This is a genomic window from Neoaquamicrobium sediminum, assembly GCF_040970315.1.
GTDB classification, from domain to species: domain Bacteria; phylum Pseudomonadota; class Alphaproteobacteria; order Rhizobiales; family Rhizobiaceae; genus Aerobium; species Aerobium sediminum.
Window position 1 is genome coordinate 253416 of sequence record NZ_JAZHFV010000006.1, and the last position, 18071, is coordinate 271486.

Sequence of the window (18071 nt, forward strand, 5' to 3'; positions counted from 1 at the left end):
CTCCAGCCTAGAATACGATCACGTTGCGTAGCGCCTTGCCCGCGTTGACCGCGGCGATCGCCTCGTTGATTTCGTGCAGAGGGTAGCGGGCGCTCACCAGTTCGTCGAGTTTCAGCCTGCCGGCGCGGTAGTGCTCGACCAGCATCGGGATGTCGCGCGAGACGTCCGTCTCGCCCATCTTGGACCCGAGTATGCGCTGGTTCCATGCGGCGATGGTGCCGGGGTCGTAGGCGGCCATCACGCCCGATGGGGGCATGCCGACGATGACCACCGCGCCGTTTTTGGTGAGATATGAGAAAGCGCCGTCGAAGGCAGCTTTCGCGCCCACGGTCACGAACACATAATCGACACCCCTGCCGGCTGTCAGCGCCATGATCTCTGCGGCCGCATCGGTAGTGATGGGGTTCAACGCGTGGGTCGCTCCGAACGCGCGTGCCGCCGTGAGCTTGTCTTCAGAAAGATCGAGCGCGATCACCATGGATGCGCCGGCCAGCGCCGCACCCTGAACGCTGTTGAGGCCGACGCCGCCGCAGCCGACCACGGCGACCGCCTGTCCCGGCCGCACTTTCGCAGTGTTGACCACCGCGCCGAAGCCAGTGATGACGCCACAGGCGAGCAGGGAAGCCGGTTCGAACGCCATATCGTCGGGGAGCTTGGCAAGCTGGCTTTTATGCACGACCACCTTCTCGGCAAAGGCTCCGGTGCGCATGGATTGCACGTATGGTGTCCCGTCCGTTCCGGTCAGCGGGCTTTTTGCGTCGAGCGGAAACACCTCCTCGCACATCACCAGGCTGCCCTGTCCGCAATAATGGCAGCCGCCGCATGAGCGTATCAGCGTGACGACGACACGGTCGCCGAGCGCGACGCCGTCGACCTCATCGCCGATCGCCGACACGATGCCGGCGGCCTCGTGTCCGTAGACTGCGGGCAGGCCGCCGCCCCATGCGCCTTCGGCGTAGAAGATGTCGGAATGGCAGATGGCGCAGGCTTTCACGTCGACCATAACCTCGCCGGGACCGGGATCGGCGATGTCGATCTCCTCGATCGAAAGCGGCTCTCCGAAACGATGGCAGATGGCGGCCTTTATGCGTGTCACAGTCTACTCCGGGTTCGCTGCGGGCCGCAGCCTAGGACAGCTCCCCGTGCGGACGCGAGAAAAAGGCGACGCCGCGCGCCGCAATTACGCCATCGCCGCGCATTGACCGCGGCGCGACGTAACGCTAGGCGAGAAAGAACAGTGCCTGCAGGAGAGGAGCCGCAATGAACCGCAACGACGTCAATCCTGTGGGCGAATTGACCTTGCGGACGCTGGCCATGCCTGCCGACGCTAATGCTGCCGGCGACATCTTCGGCGGCTGGGTGATGGCTCAGATGGATCTTGCCTGTGGCATCCGGGCGGCTGAACGCGCCAAAGGCCGCGTCGTGACGGCTGCGGTCAAGGAGATGTCGTTCGCCAAGCCGATGAAGGTGGGCGATACGCTCTGCATCTATATCGACATCACCAGGGTCGGCCGCACCTCCATGACGCTGCGCGTCGAGGCCTGGGCGCAACGCTACCTCAGCGACCTGATGGAGCGTGTGACCCACGCCGATTTCGTGATGGTGGCGCTCGACAGCCAGGGTAAGCCGACGCCGATTCCCGACGAAAAGTAGCGACACCGACAATGTCTGCCCCGCTCACGCGCGCCGCCTATCTCGACCTTCTGGCGTTGGCGCGGCGGCATGCTTGCAGGGGTGTCGAGGCGGACGATCTTCTGCAGGATACGCTGGCGGTGGCGCTATCGTCCGGGCGCGCGCCTTCTATCGAAAACCGCGCATGGCTTGGCGGTGTGATGCGCAATCTTGCGCGGATGAGCGCGCGCAGCGCAGTGCGCAGGAGCAATCGCGAAAGTCAGGCAGTTTTGGCAGCGCCGGTGGCGGACGAGCCGCCGCCCTGTGCAGCGCTCCCTCAACTCGACGGACTGGCGCCATCTCTGCGGATCGTCGCGGTGCTCGCGCTATCGGGACACAACAAGGCCGAGATACGCTCTCTCCTGCGCATCTCCGACGAGGCGCTGCGCCAGCGTATTGCAGCACTCCGGCGCGCGTTGGCCCGGTTCGGCCGGGAAGTGCCGTCCGGCCTGCCGGCGCTGCACGGTGCGCTTGCGTTCGGCTCCATACGCCGCGGCCTGTTGCCCGTCGTGCGCGCCGGCTATGTCGATTTCGCCAGCCACGATCCAGACGGTCATCCGATCGCCTTCAGAATTTCTCGCCCGGAGACCTCACAAAACCACCACCGGCGGCAACTGACGGGCGCATGACAGATCAAGGAGCAAATCCATGCTTTCCAAATCCCGCATCGGCAATATCTGCTATTACGTCAGTGATATCGACCGCACGGAGGCGTTCTACCGCGATGTGGTGGGTCTCGACGTGCAGCGCATGGATGACGACGGCGACGGCAATGCGTGGCTGATCGCCAGCATCGCCAACAATATCGACCTCCTCTTCTTCAGAATGGAGTCCCGGCCGGGCAATTCGCCGATTGTCGTCTTCGATCTGGCTGAGGGCGGCATTGACGATGTCGTCGAGGGGCTCGCGCAAAAGGGCGCGACCATCGTCACGCCGGTAAGCCACGCGCCGGGCGGCTGGTCGAGCGAGTTCGCGGACCCCGACGGTCACCAGATATCGGTCTACCAGACCGAGGATGCGCCGCGTTCGCGCAAATAGCGTAACGTTTCGATCCTAGACCTGATCCGCATCGAAACGGGTGCGCGCGTTATTGATCTTGCCGATGTTTGCGCGCGCCCACAGCGCCAGCCCCTTGACCGGCACGCGCAGGTCGCGGCCCAAATCGGTCAGCTCGTAATCGACGCGCGGCGGGATCGTCGGATAGACGGTTCGCGTCACCAGCCCGTCGCGTTCGAGGCCGCGCAGGGTGGACGTCAGCATCTTCTGCGAGATGTTGCCGATCAGCCGGCGGAGCTCGTTGAAGCGCATGGGGCCGTCGCTGAGCAGTTCCACCACGAGCACCGTCCACTTGTCGCCGACACGGGACAGCACGTCACTGACAGCCTGACAGGCGGTATGGTCACGGTGACTGAGTGTCAACAAAGTGCCTCCTTGTGCGCTGCAAAACCAGTCTCCTATATAGCCCCAGTATCCAAAGGATACCATGCTTTCCGTGAAAGGACACAAAAATGGCAAAGCCAAGGATTGGGGTAATCATCGGTTCAACGCGCCCGGGCCGCTTCGGCGACAAGCCGGCGGAGTGGATCGCCGAGCGCGCAAAGGCCACCGGCGAGTTCGAGGTCGAGATAGTCGACCTGCGCGACTATCCGCTTCCGTTCTTCGACGAGCAGGCGTCGCCCGCATACGCCCCCTCGAACGCAGATGGCGCCAAGGCGTGGCAGGACAAGATCGCCAGCCTCGACGGCTACATCATGACCGCCGCCGAATATAATCGCGGTCCGACGGCAGTGCTGAAGAACGCGCTCGACTACGCCTACAATGAGTGGAACAACAAGCCGGTGGCCTTTGTGGGCTATGGCGGCGTCGGCGGTGCCCGCGCGATCGAGCAGCTTCGGCTGCATGCGGTCGAGCTTCAGATGAACCCGATCCGCAATGGCGTTCACATCGTCTGGGCCGACTACGCGCAGATCGCCTCCGGCGACAAGAAACTCTCCGATTTCGCGCACCTGAACGACGCGGCCGACGGCATGCTGAAGCAGTTCGGTTGGTGGACGAGGGCGCTCAAGACCGCCCGCGATGCCGACAAGGCCGCCGCCAAGGCTGCCTGACGATTATCTCTCCGGAACGGCGCGAACCCGGTTCGCGCCGTTCCGAGACCTCATGGCATATGTTCGCGGTGGGTCTTGATCGAGCGGATCGCCAGCACTTTGTCGATGCGGCGGCCGTCGAGGTCCACGACCTCGAAACGCCAGCCGAGCGCGTGCACGGACTCGCCGGTTGCCGGCAGGTGATGCATGTGCGACAGCACGAAGCCGGCAAGCGTCTGGTAGTCACGCTTTGCTGGCAGCGTTACCCCCAGCAGATCAGCCATCTCGTCAATCGGCATATAGCCGGCAAGCAGCCATGAGCCGTCGTCGCGCTGCACGGCGACAGCTTCTTCCTCATCATCCAGATCCGACTTGAAGACCCCGGTGATCGTCTCGAGGATGTCGGCGGGTGTGACCACGCCTTCAAAGTCGCCATACTCGTCATGAACGAGCGCCATTGGCATATCGGCTTCTTTCAAAGTCGTCAGCACATCGAGCGCGTCGGCGTTGTCGTGAACGATCGGCGCAGGATGGACGAGCGTACGCAGGTCGAACGTTCGCTTTCCGACAAGTGCGGCCAGCGCCTCCCTCGTGCGCACCACACCGATCATCTGGTCGACGCTGCCGTCGGCGACCGGCAGCAGCGCATGCCGCGCTTCCAACAGCTTGGTGCGCAGGTTGGCCTTGCTGTCCTTGGCGTCCAGCCAGTCGATCTCCGTTCGCGGCGTCATGATCGCGCGGACGCTGCGGTCGGCGAGCCGCATCACGCCCGCGATCATCTTGCGTTCGTCGCTTTCCACGACGCCGTGGCTCTCAGCTTCCGCGATGAGGCTTACGATCTCCTCGTCGGTCACCTTGGAGGCGCCTTCGTCCGACTGGCCGAGCAGGCTCAGCACCGTCTTGCCCGAGATGTCCAGCAGCCAGACCAGCGGAGCGCCGAGCACCGACAGGATATGCATGGCAGGCGCGACACGTGAGGCCACGCCCTCCGGGTTGCGCAGGGCAATCTGCTTGGGCACGAGTTCGCCGATGATCAGCGATCCATAGGTGATGAGCGCAACGACCGTGCCCACGCCGAGCGTGCCGGCCAGGTTTGGGGAAAGCCCCAGTTCGGTGAGCCAGGAAGACATCCTCAGGCCAAGCGTCGCGCCCGAGAAGGCGCCCGACAGCACGCCCACGAGCGTGATGCCGATCTGAACCGTGGAAAGGAACCTGCCCGGATCGGCGGCAAGTTTCGCGGCCTTTGCGGCTCCCGTGTTACCACGCTCGGCCATCGCGGCGAGACGCGCCGGCCGCGCCGAGACGACCGCCAGTTCCGACATGGCCAGCAGGCCGTTGACGCAGATGAGAACAACGACGATGGCGATTTCGACTGTAAGCATGATTTCCGCTTAGCACCGACAATGCCTTCGCGCGACAGGAAACTTGCTGCGCTTGCGCCCGACAGGCCTACTTGCAGGCGACGTAACCGTTGCGGCGGTTCTTGATGTCGAAGTGGAAGTGGTCAGCGTGCGCTGCGTTGTAGCCCGGTCCGAGAACGGTGCTGAAATAGTCGCAGCCACCTGTGCGGACATTGTTGAGCAGGCTGCGCTGGCGGAAACTGAACCAGCCCGGCTTGCGCACGTCGATGTCGCTGCCGTTCTTGAGCTCGATGCGCATAACGTCGAGCGCGTTGCCCTTGGAATGCTCCGAGGCGACGCCACCCGAACCGGCGATGTTGCGGCAGGAATAGCTGGAGCCCTGATGGATGGTCTTCACACCGCTCAGATAGCGCCAGCGCGCAGCGGGCGCGAGTTCTTTCTTGGTCCAGCTCGCAAAGGCCAGCGCCATGTCGCAGCTCAGCGTTGCGGCCGGCTTCATCTGGATATTGCCGGACAGGCGGCTCACCTGCACCGGGTGGTCGATGCGGCAGGACCCTCCCTGGTTGATCGGCGCCAGATCCTGATAGGTGGCGCCCATCCTGCGCAACTGTCGGCGGCACTCAACTTCGCTCGCGGGCATTGCCGCGCCGGGCGAGGCGCGAGGCGTCGACAGGCGAGGGTAGGCGGCCGTCATCGCGCTCAGTGGCGCGAGCCTTGCAAGTCCCCGCGGCTGCGAGATGGAGGAGGTCTGCGCGCCGACATCGACGGTCGGCGTCAGCACGCTGCTGACCGAGCATGAGGTGAAAGCGAGCGCACCCGCACCGATCGCCGCCGCCCGAACCAGGGTGCGCGCGCGTCTGCGGATCGATCCAAAGAGTTTCGCTGCCCCGCTACGCAATACTTTGGGCATCCCGTCTTCCCTGTCCCGTACGCTTGTAGTCTAGGCGGGAAGGGTAAAGGAAACCTGTGCGGGCGGATTCACCGCTGTGGCGGCAATGGGGCAGCTATTCGCACCACGTTCCACCGTTTCGCCTTCGGGCGAGATCGAAATGGAAGTGGTTGGCGTGGTCCGCGTCACTACCGGGGCCGAGCACGGTCTTGAAAGGACCGCACGCTGCCTTCTGGATGGCCTTGACCAGCCTGGAACGGCGCGGGGCCGCCGATCCATGCGCCTGGACCTCTATGCGCGTTCCATCTTCAAGCACCAGCGCACCCCAATCGAGCGCGTTGGCGAAAGCGTGTTCGGATAGCTTTTTGGAGCCGTTGCGTGGCCGGCACACATAGGCCGATACCTGTTCGATGGCGGCGAGATCCGATCCGAATGCGCCTCGCGTCAGCGGGCCGGCATGGTCCTGAACGAACCTCGCGGATGCTTCCGCCATCGCGCATGTCAGCACCGCAGGCGGGGTCAGTTCGACATCCTTTGAAAGCCGCGAGACCGTGACTGGATGCGTTGCCGAGCAGCCCAGGTCATCCGCGAGCGGCTCGTGCTCCTCGAAGACAGCGCCCAATGTCTCAAGCCGTTCTCGACATTGGGCTTCTTCGGCCGGCATGGCCGGTGGAGTTGTCGTTGCCGGTTGCGCCGGCTGGGTCTCGGTGGTCTGCGGCTTCGGGTCCGGCGCGGCCATCGTCGCAGGCAGTTCGCCGACCTCGGCTGCGTATGACCACCCCGGCAAGGTCAGGCTCGCCAGCAACAACAGCATCAGTCGGGATTTCTGAAGGAGGCGCATCATGTTGACGTGGGCGTCAGGGCAGGCGGCGGCAACAGTCGCGCCCTTCACTTACCGTAACGGAGCGTTGCAGGCATCAGGCTCCGATCGCTTCGAGGCCCTCTTCAAGCCAGTCGCCGAGCATCGGCATGCCGAGCAGATATTTCGTCGCGCGCCGTCCGGCACCGCGCTGGCGGGCCTCCGCGACGGCGGCCTCCCATTCGGAGGCGTCGAAATCGCCGCGACCGATCCAGGCGATCGCGATCAGTTCGGCGGCCTCGTCGACATTCAAGTCGTTCATGAGGGCGCGCAGCTCGCGCTCGGTCAGGTCTTCCGCCTCCTCCTCGGCCAGCCCGTCATGATGGTGCGAATCGTGCGAGCTGTCGTCCAGCTCGATCTCGTGTTCACTCCCTGCCTCGTAGTCGTGGTTAAGCGCGGCGCTGATCGCCTTCGCCTTCAGCACGAAGAGCCGCACCGTATCGGGGCCGATGGTCAGCTCCCATTCCTTCTGGATCCGTTTCTGCAACGTCTCGCTCCCTGAAGAACGGTTCATCATAGCGGATTTCTGGTGATTTTCATGTCGGAGTTGTGCAATGGCTGATCTTCGCTTTCCTCTCGCGCAAAACGGTCCCGCATGTCGTTCCTGCTGTCGCCCAAGGTGTTGCCGGTGCTGCTGCTTGTCGCGTCCAACGTCTTCATGACGCTGGCGTGGTACGGCCATCTCAAATTCAAGACCGCGCCGCTCTATATGGCGGTTTTTGCGAGCTGGATGATCGCGTTCGTGGAGTACTGGCTTGCGGTGCCTGCGAACCGGATCGGTCATTCGGTCTATTCGGCGGCCGAGCTCAAGACCATGCAGGAAGTCATCACTCTGGTGGTCTTCGCGGTGTTTTCGGTGCTTTACCTCAAGGAGGCGATCACCTGGAACCACCTTGCCGGCTTCGCCCTGATCGCGGGCGGCGCAGCCCTGATATTCAGGGGGTGAAGGGCGGGCGGCGAAGTGACGCTGGTCTGGACCAGTCAAAATTCTTCGTGAAAAACGCGGCAGAACCGTTATATTTGGTCGAACAAGCAATAAACGGTTCGTTGGCCGCGGCTGCCGGACCGTTTTCTTTTTGTGTCTCGCGCCATGGATGCGCGGACCGGAAAAAGACAAAGGAAAGGGTCGACTGACATGAACAAGGTCCCGATGACGGTCGGTGGGTTCGAGACGCTGAAGGAGGAGCTGCGCTGGCGCCAGCAGGAAGAGCGTCCGCGGATCATCGAGGCGATATCGGAGGCGCGTTCTCATGGTGACCTTTCGGAGAACGCGGAATATCACGCTGCCAAGGAATCGCAGAGCCTCAACGAAGGCCGCGTCAACGAACTCGAAGATCTGATCGCGCGCGCCGACGTCATCGACGTGTCGAAGCTGTCCGGCGACAAGGTCAAGTTCGGCGCGACCGTCGTGCTGGTCGACGAGGACACCGAGGAAGAAAAGACCTACCAGATCGTCGGCGACCAGGAAGCCGACGTGAAGGCCGGCCGCATCTCCATTTCCTCGCCGATCGCGCGGGCGCTGATCGGCAAGGGCGTCGGGGACGAGGTCGAGGTCAATGCGCCGGGCGGCGCGCGCGGTTACGAGATCGTCGAGCTGCGCTGGGCGTGAGCCAGGCGGAGCAGGCCGGGACACCGGCGCGCGTCGCCATGTCTCGCGTCCTTGCGATAGCGCCGAATTTCAAGCGCCGACTTTCAGGCGTCACGAGCACCATCATCCAGCTCGTGCCGCTGCAGGCCGCGTCGATCGGCATTGTGACGCTGGGCCCGGGCTTGCCCGACCATTTGCCGAAGATGCGATGGTGGCAGGTGCCGGCGCTGATCAAGCGCCCGGCGGGTGCACGCTTCCGGGTCTGGCATGCGCGCCGCAATGTCGAGATGCTCGGCGGCCTCATCCTCAGGGACGTGTTCCGCGCGCCGCTGAAGCTTGTCTTCACGTCCGCCTCACAGCGCGCGCATACCGGCTGGACGCGTTTCCTCATTCGCCGGATGGACGAGGTTGTCGCCACCAGCCGCAAGACGGCTGGCTATCTCGAAGTGCCACATAGCGTCATCATGCACGGCATCGATACCGGCCGGTTCCACCCGGCCGAGGAAAAGGCCGAGGCCGTTCGCGCGCTCGGGCTCGACCCCGCGTTTCGCTATGTCGGCTGCTTCGGGCGCGTGCGGCGGCAGAAAGGCACAGACCTGTTCGTCGATGCGATGGTTGCGCTGCTGCCGAAACATCCCGAATGGGCAGCCGTGGTCGCCGGACGTGCGACGGCGCAGCACAAGGCCTTCGAGGACGAGTTACGTGCACGCGTTGCCGCCGCCGGCCTGTCGGACCGCATTCTGTTCGTCGGCGAGCATCGCGACATCGAACGCTGGTATCGGGCGCTGTCGTTGTTCGTCGCGCCGCAGCGCTGGGAAGGATTCGGGCTAACGCCGCTCGAGGCGATGGCAAGCGGGGTGCCGGTCGTGGCCGCGGATGTCGGCGCGTTTTCCGAGCTTGTCGAGGAAGGCGAGACCGGCACGGTGATCGCTCCGGACGACCTCGCGGCAATGACGGCAGCGGTAGAAGATTACCTGCGCGATCCGGAGCGGGCGGAACTTCACGGGGAAAACGGCCGCCGGCATGTCGCTGCGCGGTTCCGGCTCGAAGGCGAGGCGGAGCGGTTGATCGAGATTTACAGGCGGCTTGGCGGAACGCCTCAGCCGAGCATGTAGAATGAATTGTAGCGCGAGCGCCCCACCGGTCGGTAGCCGCGGTTCTTGAAAGCAGCCCTGCAGGCCGGGTAGTCGTCGCTTCCGTTCGGACGTTCGATGACGATCCGCGCGGGAAGAAGTTCGCCGTCACAAGTCTCGAGAAACGGAGCCAGGACACGGTCCTCGTGCCCTTCGACGTCGATCTTGAGGCCGTCAATCCGAGTTGTTCCAGCTTCCGCGAGTATGGAAGGCAGGGTGCGGATCACGATGCCGCCTTCGCTGTCGTCGGCAAGCGCGGCGCTGGCAATGTTGTTCTTGCGCAGACTGAGAGACCCCGTGCCTTCATGGTCGCTCACGGCGCACGGGAAAATCGCGATGTTGTCGATGCCGGACGCCGTGGCGTTCCAGGCGAGCCGCCGTGCCATCAGCCGGTTCGCGTCGATAGCCACCACCTTTCCGGCTGGGCCTGCCCGCTTCGCAAGGGGAAGCGTGTAGAGGCCGATATTGGCCCCGATATCCAGAAAGGTGCCGCCCGAAGGAACGCCTTCGATCAGGAAATCCAGATCGGCCGCATTGTAATTCGGATTAAGCAGAAGCCCCGATTGAATCGAGTTGTCCAGGCCGCGAAGGCGATACGCGCAATCGCGGAACCGAACGTCCAGAGGTCCACCTGCGCTCCCCATAACGGCACGGGTGACCGCACCGCGGAAGAGGCCACGGTGTAGAAAGCTGGCGCGGGCAATCGCTATCAGCGCCTTCTGCCGGCCATCGGGCGCGAAGTGCCCGAATGGCAGGTGCTCGTCTCGATCGACGCCTTCATGCTCTTCGCTGGAAAGCGGTCTGGTTGTCGCGGTCATTGTCGAAACCCTATTCGCCGATGCCCACGAGCCCCTCGTCCTTCACCTGGCGGATAGTCAGTGCGGTACGCACGGTGTCGACGTTGGGGGCTGAGGTCAGTTCCTCGATGACGAAGGTCTGGAAAGCGGTGAGGTCGCTCGCCACGCAATGCAGCATGAAATCCGACTCGCCCGAAACCATCCACGCGCGCCGCACGATCGGCCAGTTGAGCGTGCGGGCGGCAAAAGCCTTCAATTCCGCTTCCGACTGGTGGTGAAGCCCTATCAGGCAGAAGGCGACGACATCGAGCCCCAGTTCACGCGCGTTGAGCAATGCCCGGTATCCACGGATGATCCCCGCATCCTCGAGGCGCTTGACCCGCCGCAGGCAGGGCGGGGCGGATATGCCGACGCGGCGCGACAATTCGACATTGGTCATCCGGCCGTCATCCTGAAGCTCCTTGAGGATCTTCCAGTCGATGGCGTCGAGGTCGGCCTTAATGGGCATCTGGTGGTTCCGGGTGGGCGAGGAGAGAGAATCTGTCGCGTTTCGGTCGCGAAACTAGCGGATAATGTCCCAGCATCCAAAGCTTTTTGGCCGCTTTGCGCCGGTAGGTGAGGCGGGAGAACGACTTTCCCCAGCCTTTGCCGGGCGGAACAATTCGTCGCCTTGCAACGGCCGGGCCACAACACCTAGATTAGCGGCAACAATTCCACAGCGATTTTGCGACGCGCTCCGGCGCGCAGCAGCAGCGGCAGAAGGCAACGTCATGACAGCGAAACACGCGCCTGTCCTCATCATCGGTTCGGGTCCGGCCGGCTATACGGCGGCGATCTACGCCGCGCGCGCAATGCTGGAGCCGGTGCTGATCTCCGGCATGCAGCAGGGCGGGCAGCTCACCATCACCACCGACGTCGAGAACTATCCCGGCTTCGCCGACCCTATTCAGGGGCCTTGGCTGATGGAGCAGATGCTGAAACAGGCCGAGCATGTCGGCGCCGAGATCGTCACCGACCTCGTGACCAACGTCGATCTGGACGTGCGGCCGTTCCGCATCTCGACGGATTCCGGCACGGAATACACATGCGATGCGCTGATCGTCGCTACGGGCGCGCAGGCCAAATGGCTTGGCCTGCCTAGCGAGCAGACTTTCATGGGCTTTGGCGTTTCGGCTTGCGCCACCTGCGACGGTTTCTTCTACCGTGGCAAGGATGTGGTGGTGGTCGGTGGCGGCAACACCGCGGTCGAGGAAGCGCTTTACCTTGCAAACCTCGCCAAGAGCGTGACGGTGGTTCACCGCCGTGACGAATTCCGGGCCGAGCGCATCCTGCAGGATCGCCTTTTCAAGAAGGACAACATCAAGGTTCTCTGGGATCATCAGGTCGACGAGATCGTCGGCGATGTGCGCAAGGCGCCGCTGCCGCCGTCGGTGACCGGCCTCAGGCTCAAGAACACCAAAACAGGCGAAGTGACTGAAATGTCGACGGATGGGCTGTTCGTCGCGATCGGCCATGCGCCGGCCGTGGAACTGTTCGCAGGCAAGCTCAAGCAGAAGCTGAACGGCTATCTGTGGACGGCACCGGATTCGACCGTGACCGATGTGCCGGGCGTTTTTGCGGCTGGCGATGTCACCGACGATATCTATCGCCAGGCGGTCACGGCGGCTGGTCTCGGCTGTATGGCCGCGCTTGAAGCCGAGCGTTACATCGCTGAAATGGAAGCGCACCGGGAAGCGGCGGAATAGCCGTCCCGCAATCTGGTTGAGGGGACCGGAAAATGGCTCTGGACTGGGACAAGCTGCGCGTTTTCCACGCAGCCGCGGAGGCTGGGTCGTTCACCCATGCCGCCGAGAGCCTGCGCCTGTCGCAATCGGCGATCTCGCGGCAGGTGAGTGCGCTTGAGCAGGATGTCGGGGTGGCATTGTTCCATCGGCATGCACGCGGCCTCGTTCTGACCGAGCAGGGCGAAATGCTCTACCAGGCGGCGCACGAAGTGCTGATGAAGCTCGAAAGCGTGAAGATGCGCCTCACGGAGGCCAAGGACCGGCCGTCCGGGCCGCTGCGCGTCACGACGACTGTCGGCCTCGGCTCCGGCTGGCTGACCGAGCGCGTGCAGGAGTTCCTCGACCTCTATCCGGAAATCCAGCTCCAGCTCATCCTCGCCAACGAGGAACTGGACCTGACTCTGCGCCAGGCCGATTGCGCCATCCGCCTGCGGCAGCCGCAGCAGCCGGATCTGATCCAGCGTCGCCTGTTTACGGTGCACTTCCACCTCTATGCAGCACCTTCCTACGTTAACAAGCACGGCAAGCCGCGCTCCATAGACGAGCTGGACCAGCACCGCATCGTCAGCTTCGGCGAGCCGGTGCCGTCGCATCTCGCCGACATGAACTGGCTGGAGACGGCCGGGCGTCCGGAGGGATCGAAGCGCGTGGCCTCGCTGCAGATCAACAACATCATGTCGATTAAGGCCGCAGTACAACGTGGTGCAGGCATCGCCATGTTGCCCGACTACATGGTCGAAAAGGATTCCGGACTGGTCCAGCTCATGCCCGAGACGGAGGTGCCGTCGTTCGACACCTATTTCTGTTATCCGGACGCGATGAAGAACCAGGTCAAGCTGCACGTCTTCCGCGACTTCCTGATCGCCAAGGCGCGGAGCTGGTCATATTGACGCCAGTCGCTGCCCGGCAGGGTGGCAGGTTGCCCGGCAAACAAGCCATGCGCGACCTGCATAGGTGCAATGCAAAATACCTTGCTTGCATTTTGGGCAGATAACGCTCATATCCTAATCATCTCCCGGGCGCGTTCCTCCTCCCATTAGCGCCCGCGAGTGTTCCCCTCTGGAGGTTTTGCCTAACGGCACTTCCAATAACTCAGCCGGATCTTCCCAGATCCGGCTTTTTTCTTGTCTGCATGCCTGATTGTTGCTCGTCCGCAGCCGCGAATGCCGGGAAAGCGGGCACGTAACGGTGACTTGTAACCCTCCGTAAGCTGCGCGAGCGCGCGCAGGTCGGTTAGAAGTTGAAGTCAGGACGCGGTGGCGCTGAGGCGTAGCGGGAGATGGGGGCATCTGTCGCAACGAAGAGGCGTTCAGGCAAACGCCGTGTCCCACTCACAACCGTCCCGGCTTGTTCCGGTAATATGCGGCGGGCCTGCCGAAATCGGACGACACGATGGCGGTCTGCAAGGAAACGGCGCCTGGCTATCATCCAGACGCCGTTTCTTGTTTGGGGATGGTTCTACGCGGCCTTGCCGTTCGCGTTCATCACCTCGTCGGCAAGCCTGCCGGTCAGCTCCGCCATGTGATCGAAAGTCGCCACATAGGTGGCGACGCCCGCGGTTGCGGATCGCAGCTCGACGATCAGGTTTCCAATCTCCGCCTGAGGCATCATCGCCTCGACCACGTCCCATCCGGGCCAGCCAGGTCGGCCGTCGAAGCCGAGGATCTGGCCGCGCCTTTGCGGGACGATCGCGGTGACCTTCGCGGTCGCTTCCGATGGCGTGTAGATTTCCACTTTCAGCACCGGTTCGAGCAGAACCGGCGAGCAGGCGGCCATGCCGTCCTTCATGCCCAGCCGTGCGGCCTGCTGGAACGCCATGTCGGAGGAGTCGACCGAATGGTAGGAGCCGTCGGCGAGGTTGACGGCCACGTCGACGACCGGAAAGCCTAGCGGCCCGGTCTTGAGATAGTCCCGTATGCCATGCTCGACCGACGGTATGTACTGCTTCGGTACGACGCCGCCGGTGATCGTATCGGTAAACTCGAAGCCCGCGCCGCGTGGCAGCGGCTTGATGTCGAGGACCACGTCGCCGAACTGGCCGTGGCCGCCGGACTGCTTCTTGTGCCGGCCGCGTTGAGTGACCGATTTGCGGATCGTCTCCCGATAGGGGACCTGCGGCGTGTGGGATTCGACCGGGATCTGGTATTTGCCCTCCAGCCGCTCGACGGTGACGCGCAGATGCATCTCGCCGTGGCCGGATATGATGGTCTCGCCGGTATCCTGGTTCTGCTCCATCGAAAGCGACGGGTCTTCCTGCAGCAATTTCTGCAGGCCGGTCGAAAGCTTGACGTCGTCCTTGCGCTCCCTGGGCCGCAGCGCGGCGGTGAAGACGGGAGAGGGCACATCGAGCTCGACCAGCCCGGATACGCCTTTCGATGTGCTGATCGTGTCGCCCGTCGCGAAGTCGTCGAGCTTGCCGAGCGCGACGGTTTCGCCTTCTTCCGCCGCCGGAATCTTGGACTGGTCCTTGCCAAGCATTCGATAGATGCCGGAAACCTTGCCCGTGGTGCCGGAGGAAGAGAACACCTCCGTCGCATCGGAGATGGTCCCGGACAGCACCCTCGCCAGCGACAGCTTGCCGCCATGCGGCGTGTGGATCGTCTTCATGATCTGAAGCGCGGATTGGCCGGACGGCACGCCAAGGCGCGCGCGTGTCGCTTCCGAATCGGGAGAATCGTGGCGGATCGCCTTCAGCAACCGGAGCACACCGTTGCCCTTTTCGGCCGCGCCGATCAGCACCGGGGTGACGACGCCTTCGCGCAGATCGGCGGCGAGGTCGTCGAAGATGCTGTCGCGCGGCGGCTCGATCTCCTCAAGAAGCTGTTCCATGAGGAGGTCGTCATGGTCGGCCAGCGTCTCCAGCATGGAGAAGCGCGCCTCGATCTCGCGTGCCTTGTCGTCGTCGGGAATGTCCGCGATCGAGCTTTCGGCATACTCGCGATAGATGTAAGCGCGCTCCAGGGCGAGGTCGATCGAGCCTATGACGATGCCGTTCTTGCGCAGCGGGATCTGCCGCAGCAGAAGCGGGATCGAGCTTGCCGGCTGCAGGAGCTTCAGCGTATCGCGCACGCCGACAGTTGCCTTGTCGATCTTGTTGAGAAACAGCATGCGCGGCACGCCCATCGCGTCGAGCTGACGCATGATGAGTTGCAGGGCGGGAAACTTCTTCTCGTCCGGTTCGGCGACCACCACCGCAAGATCGCAGGCAGCCAGCACTGGCTGGGCCTCGAAAGCGAATTCGACGGAACCCGGGCAGTCGACGAAGGTGATGCTCTCACCCAGGAATTCGGTGGTGGCGAAGGTCGCCTCGACGCTCATCTGGTGGGCACGGGCTTCCGGCGTGTGGTCGCCGACGGTGTTGCCCGACGACACCGCGTTCTGTCGCGGGATTGCGCCCGTTCGCGCCAGAATCGCATCGAAAAGCGTTGTCTTGCCGCTCGCGAAGGGACCGACGATGGCTATGCATTTCGGTCCCTTGCGTCGTTCTCCCGCTCTTGCACCCATGATGACCTGACCTCCTCTCACGCGTTACCTCATGAGCGGCGGCCGGCCTTCGGCCGTCGCATGACCACGACGGCTCTGCGGCCGTGCGGGGCCATGTGATCATCGTCCCACGGGATTTGGGCGAGAGCAAGTGGGCGCCGAGGAGGCAGTGGACGCCGATGGCTGCAGCGTCTATCGAGGCCGTATGACCATCGACAAGACACCAGCCGCCGAAGAAACCAGGTTCGCGGCGCTACGCGCGAAGCTTCGAAAGCTCTATCATGGGCGCACGCGCGCCGCCCTGCGGTTCCAGCTTGCCGTTACCGTCGTTGATCTGGCAGCCATCGTTTTCTTTATCGCGTCGCCGATGCTGCGCGACCGGCCGTCGTTCCTGTGGATCGACTACACCGTGGCCGCGATCCTCGGCATCGACATCGCCGCGCGTGCACTGGCTTCGAGCGATATCGGGCGCTGGTTCAGGCAGCCGACCATCTGGGTCGACTTGCTCGTGCTGGTGACGCTGCTCTTTCCGCAGACGCTCGCCAATCTGGGGTTCCTGCGCATCCTGCGCTTGTGGACGCTATCGCGCAGCGGCGTGCTTTGGGGGCCGCTCGAGCGCAACGGTTACGGCGAATGGCGCGAGACTGTGCACGCGGTCATGAACCTGCTGACCTTCCTCTTCGTGGTCACAGGTTTCGTCTACACCTTCTTCTTCAACGAAGGGTCGGGTGTGGTGGGGTATGTCGACGCGTTCTATTTCACCGTCGCAACCGTCACGACCACAGGCTTCGGCGATATCGTGCTGCCCGGCACGTGGGGCAAGCTGACGGCGATCGTGACAATGATCGTCGGCATATCGTTATTCGTGCGGCTGGCGCAGGCGATCTTTCGGCCGGCGAAGGTGTTTTTCCCGTGCCCGCAATGCGCGCTTCAACGGCATGAAATGGATGCGGTCTACTGCAAGGCCTGCGGCCACATGCTGAAGATCCCCGACGACAGCGACTGACCGACGCCGGGGAAGCAGGACTATTCCGCTGCTGTTGCGTGCTGCAGGGTCAGTCCCTTTGCGGTGCGATCCCCGAAGCCCTTCCAGTAGGTGTGCTCCGGCTTGGGATTGCCGTTCTCCTCCAGCGCGAAAACGCCGTCCGCCGCATTGGGAATAAGATCGAGATAGGCCTCCATCTCGTTGTCTTTTTTGAGATATTTGCCGAGGAACGCGGTGACGAAGTGCTGGGCGATGTTGTTCATGCGCACCGTATCCCACACCGCGTCGGCATAGTGTTCGAAGGGCGCGAACCCCAGCTTCTCCGAATGCTTCCACGATTGCGCCGGCGCCGGCATGGGCGCGGCCGCGTTGTGGTTCGCGTTCTCGAAAGTCAGCAGGAAGCGCTCCGGCGCGTTGACGCTTAGATCGTAGATCGTCTTCACGCCGCCTTCGTAGAGCGAGACATCGTCGACGCTGCCCGCAACGATGAAGACGGGCTTGGACACGCCCTTCAGCCCTTCCGCATCCCAGAAACCTGTATTCATGCCCCATGGCGCGAAAGCAACCACGGCCTTGACCCTCTCGTCCGGCAGCGTGGCATAGGTGTCGGACCCCGACAGATGGATCCCCAGCGTGCCGTCGGGTGCGCCCCAGTCATATTCCGTGCTTGCCTGGGTTACGCCGGCTCCGGCGCTGATCATCGCGCCGTATCCGCCCATCGAATAGCCCACTATCGCCGCGTTGTCGGGTTCAACCATGCCGGAGAGGAAGCCGTCCGCCTCGGCGGAAAGCCGCTCCATCTCGTTGAGGACGAACTTCTGGTCGAGCGGGCGATTGACCAGCGTTGAGCCGAACTTGTTCTGGTCGTTGTAAGTGGAGTCCGTGTGGTCGATGGAAGCAACCACGTAGCCCTTGGTCGCCAGGTTCTCGGCGAGATGGCTCAGAAGGAAACGATTGCCGGGATAGCCGTGCGAGATAATGACGAGCGGGTAGGGGGCGTTGTCGCCTGCCAGCGGCTCGGCATCGCGCACCGCCCTGCCGGTCAGTGTGACCTGCGTTTCGCCGTCGCGCAGATAGACACCTTCATAGGTCCCGCCCTGTTCCGTCGTATCGGCCGGATACCAGACTTCGACCGTCAGTGGACGGTCGTAGCGAGGATGATCCTTGCCAGCCTCGACATTGACGATGTCGATCTGGTCCGGGTTGACCAGTTCGATAGTTCGTACGCCGATCGCCTGCTGGCCGTGCGCGGCGAGCTCCGGCGCATCCGGGCGAACCATATCGATCCGGTTTTCCTGTGCCGCGGCGATCCCGCTCCACATTGCTGCTGCCGTTGCCACGATCGTAACCTGTTTCAGCATGGGTCTTCCTCCCTCGCGTTTTCGCCGGACGTTGCCGGCAGTTTGCACACGCAGACGACAATCGCACAACACA

General features: G+C 63.4%; 20 protein-coding genes. 10 read left to right on the forward strand and 10 right to left on the reverse strand.

The annotated features are described in order from the left end of the window. Positions 1-7 precede the first annotated feature (7 nt). On the reverse strand, positions 8-1096 hold the full coding sequence (locus V1479_RS17985; protein ID WP_368804155.1) for a Zn-dependent alcohol dehydrogenase: 1089 nt from the start codon (positions 1094-1096) through the stop codon (positions 8-10). Positions 1097-1260: 164 nt separating this feature from the next. On the opposite strand from V1479_RS17985, the gene V1479_RS17990 reads away from it, so the two are divergent. The 3 genes from V1479_RS17990 to V1479_RS18000 are packed head-to-tail and all read left to right on the forward strand — an operon-like array spanning position 1261 to position 2709. Beyond that, on the forward strand, positions 1261-1653 hold the full coding sequence (locus V1479_RS17990; protein WP_173192631.1) for an acyl-CoA thioesterase: 393 nt from the start codon (positions 1261-1263) through the stop codon (positions 1651-1653). An 11-nt stretch (positions 1654-1664) separates the two neighbouring features. Further along, entirely contained in the window at positions 1665-2300 is a 636-nt protein-coding gene (locus tag V1479_RS17995; RefSeq protein WP_368804156.1) for an RNA polymerase sigma factor, read from the forward strand. Positions 2301-2319: 19 nt separating this feature from the next. Continuing rightward, a complete protein-coding gene (locus V1479_RS18000; protein ID WP_173192629.1) occupies positions 2320-2709 on the forward strand; it encodes a VOC family protein in 390 nt (129 codons plus the stop codon). 15 nt (positions 2710-2724) lie between these two features. On the opposite strand, the gene V1479_RS18005 is transcribed toward V1479_RS18000, so the two are convergent. Then, a complete protein-coding gene (locus tag V1479_RS18005) occupies positions 2725-3090 on the reverse strand; it encodes a winged helix-turn-helix transcriptional regulator (protein WP_368804157.1) in 366 nt (121 codons plus the stop codon). An 89-nt stretch (positions 3091-3179) separates the two neighbouring features. Between V1479_RS18005 and V1479_RS18010 the strand changes: the two genes are divergently transcribed. Then, a complete protein-coding gene (locus tag V1479_RS18010) occupies positions 3180-3779 on the forward strand; it encodes an NADPH-dependent FMN reductase (RefSeq protein ID WP_368804158.1) in 600 nt (199 codons plus the stop codon). A 50-nt stretch (positions 3780-3829) separates the two neighbouring features. Here the strand turns inward: V1479_RS18010 and V1479_RS18015 are convergent, their stop codons facing one another. The 4 genes from V1479_RS18015 to V1479_RS18030 form a co-directional block, all read right to left on the reverse strand. Then, entirely contained in the window at positions 3830-5140 is a 1311-nt protein-coding gene (locus V1479_RS18015; RefSeq protein WP_368804159.1) for a hemolysin family protein, read from the reverse strand. Between the two features lie 67 nt (positions 5141-5207). Then, positions 5208-6029 (reverse strand): extensin-like domain-containing protein, encoded by an 822-nt coding sequence (locus tag V1479_RS18020; RefSeq protein WP_173192621.1) that lies wholly within the window; start codon positions 6027-6029, stop codon positions 5208-5210. 94 nt (positions 6030-6123) lie between these two features. Then, positions 6124-6852, reverse strand: coding sequence for an extensin-like domain-containing protein (locus tag V1479_RS18025; protein ID WP_368804160.1), 729 nt, complete (start codon positions 6850-6852; stop codon positions 6124-6126). A 73-nt stretch (positions 6853-6925) separates the two neighbouring features. Beyond that, positions 6926-7354, reverse strand: a complete 429-nt coding sequence (locus tag V1479_RS18030) for a DUF3775 domain-containing protein (RefSeq protein WP_368804161.1) — start codon at positions 7352-7354, stop codon at positions 6926-6928. Between the two features lie 108 nt (positions 7355-7462). Here V1479_RS18030 and V1479_RS18035 point away from each other — a divergent pair, with 108 nt between their 5' ends. The 3 genes from V1479_RS18035 (at position 7463) to V1479_RS18045 (ending at position 9570) form a co-directional block, all read left to right on the forward strand. Further along, positions 7463-7813, forward strand: a complete 351-nt coding sequence (locus tag V1479_RS18035; RefSeq protein WP_368804162.1) for a DMT family protein — start codon at positions 7463-7465, stop codon at positions 7811-7813. Positions 7814-8002: 189 nt separating this feature from the next. Beyond that, a complete protein-coding gene (gene greA / locus V1479_RS18040; RefSeq protein WP_173192615.1) occupies positions 8003-8476 on the forward strand; it encodes a transcription elongation factor GreA in 474 nt (157 codons plus the stop codon). Between the two features lie 38 nt (positions 8477-8514). After that, complete coding sequence (locus tag V1479_RS18045; protein WP_368804163.1) at positions 8515-9570, forward strand: glycosyltransferase family 4 protein; 1056 nt, start codon at positions 8515-8517, stop codon at positions 9568-9570. Here V1479_RS18045 and V1479_RS18050 read toward each other — a convergent pair. Next, positions 9555-10406: an FkbM family methyltransferase gene (locus V1479_RS18050; RefSeq protein WP_173192611.1), complete on the reverse strand. Its 852-nt coding sequence runs from the start codon at positions 10404-10406 to the stop codon at positions 9555-9557. The genes V1479_RS18045 and V1479_RS18050 overlap by 16 nt on opposite strands. A 10-nt stretch (positions 10407-10416) precedes the next feature. Continuing rightward, positions 10417-10893, reverse strand: a complete 477-nt coding sequence (locus tag V1479_RS18055; protein ID WP_173192609.1) for an Lrp/AsnC family transcriptional regulator — start codon at positions 10891-10893, stop codon at positions 10417-10419. 262 nt (positions 10894-11155) lie between these two features. Here V1479_RS18055 and trxB point away from each other — a divergent pair, with 262 nt between their 5' ends. Then, positions 11156-12130 (forward strand): thioredoxin-disulfide reductase, encoded by a 975-nt coding sequence (gene trxB, locus V1479_RS18060; RefSeq protein WP_368804164.1) that lies wholly within the window; start codon positions 11156-11158, stop codon positions 12128-12130. Between the two features lie 32 nt (positions 12131-12162). Then, positions 12163-13059, forward strand: coding sequence for a LysR family transcriptional regulator (locus tag V1479_RS18065; protein ID WP_173192607.1), 897 nt, complete (start codon positions 12163-12165; stop codon positions 13057-13059). A gap of 568 nt (positions 13060-13627) precedes the next feature. Here the strand turns inward: V1479_RS18065 and V1479_RS18070 are convergent. Then, positions 13628-15673 carry an elongation factor G gene (locus V1479_RS18070; protein WP_368804165.1) on the reverse strand — a complete coding sequence of 682 codons (2046 nt, stop codon included), beginning with the start codon at positions 15671-15673 and terminating at the stop codon, positions 13628-13630. 184 nt (positions 15674-15857) lie between these two features. Between V1479_RS18070 and V1479_RS18075 the strand changes: the two genes are divergently transcribed. Further along, positions 15858-16658, forward strand: coding sequence for a potassium channel family protein (locus tag V1479_RS18075; RefSeq protein WP_368804166.1), 801 nt, complete (start codon positions 15858-15860; stop codon positions 16656-16658). 20 nt (positions 16659-16678) lie between these two features. On the opposite strand, the gene V1479_RS18080 is transcribed toward V1479_RS18075, so the two are convergent. Next, complete coding sequence (locus V1479_RS18080; RefSeq protein ID WP_368804167.1) at positions 16679-17998, reverse strand: alpha/beta hydrolase family protein; 1320 nt, start codon at positions 17996-17998, stop codon at positions 16679-16681. Positions 17999-18071: the final 73 nt, after the last annotated feature.

Excerpts from the sequence above, each read along its gene's own strand:
- V1479_RS17990 (WP_173192631.1), top strand. The coding sequence starts at position 1,261 with ATGAACCGCAACGACGTCAATCCTGTGGGCGAATTGACCTTGCGGACG.
- V1479_RS17995 (WP_368804156.1), top strand. The coding sequence starts at position 1,665 with ATGTCTGCCCCGCTCACGCGCGCCGCCTATCTCGACCTTCTGGCGTTG.
- V1479_RS18000 (WP_173192629.1), top strand. The coding sequence starts at position 2,320 with ATGCTTTCCAAATCCCGCATCGGCAATATCTGCTATTACGTCAGTGAT.
- V1479_RS18010 (WP_368804158.1), top strand. The coding sequence starts at position 3,180 with ATGGCAAAGCCAAGGATTGGGGTAATCATCGGTTCAACGCGCCCGGGC.
- V1479_RS18015 (WP_368804159.1), bottom strand. The coding sequence starts at position 5,140 with ATGCTTACAGTCGAAATCGCCATCGTCGTTGTTCTCATCTGCGTCAAC.
- V1479_RS18020 (WP_173192621.1), bottom strand. The coding sequence starts at position 6,029 with ATGCCCAAAGTATTGCGTAGCGGGGCAGCGAAACTCTTTGGATCGATC.
- V1479_RS18025 (WP_368804160.1), bottom strand. The coding sequence starts at position 6,852 with ATGATGCGCCTCCTTCAGAAATCCCGACTGATGCTGTTGTTGCTGGCG.
- V1479_RS18035 (WP_368804162.1), top strand. The coding sequence starts at position 7,463 with ATGTCGTTCCTGCTGTCGCCCAAGGTGTTGCCGGTGCTGCTGCTTGTC.
- greA (WP_173192615.1), top strand. The coding sequence starts at position 8,003 with ATGAACAAGGTCCCGATGACGGTCGGTGGGTTCGAGACGCTGAAGGAG.
- V1479_RS18045 (WP_368804163.1), top strand. The coding sequence starts at position 8,515 with ATGTCTCGCGTCCTTGCGATAGCGCCGAATTTCAAGCGCCGACTTTCA.
- V1479_RS18050 (WP_173192611.1), bottom strand. The coding sequence starts at position 10,406 with ATGACCGCGACAACCAGACCGCTTTCCAGCGAAGAGCATGAAGGCGTC.
- V1479_RS18055 (WP_173192609.1), bottom strand. The coding sequence starts at position 10,893 with ATGCCCATTAAGGCCGACCTCGACGCCATCGACTGGAAGATCCTCAAG.
- trxB (WP_368804164.1), top strand. The coding sequence starts at position 11,156 with ATGACAGCGAAACACGCGCCTGTCCTCATCATCGGTTCGGGTCCGGCC.
- V1479_RS18065 (WP_173192607.1), top strand. The coding sequence starts at position 12,163 with ATGGCTCTGGACTGGGACAAGCTGCGCGTTTTCCACGCAGCCGCGGAG.
- V1479_RS18070 (WP_368804165.1), bottom strand. The coding sequence starts at position 15,673 with ATGGGTGCAAGAGCGGGAGAACGACGCAAGGGACCGAAATGCATAGCC.
- V1479_RS18075 (WP_368804166.1), top strand. The coding sequence starts at position 15,858 with ATGACCATCGACAAGACACCAGCCGCCGAAGAAACCAGGTTCGCGGCG.
- V1479_RS18080 (WP_368804167.1), bottom strand. The coding sequence starts at position 17,998 with ATGCTGAAACAGGTTACGATCGTGGCAACGGCAGCAGCAATGTGGAGC.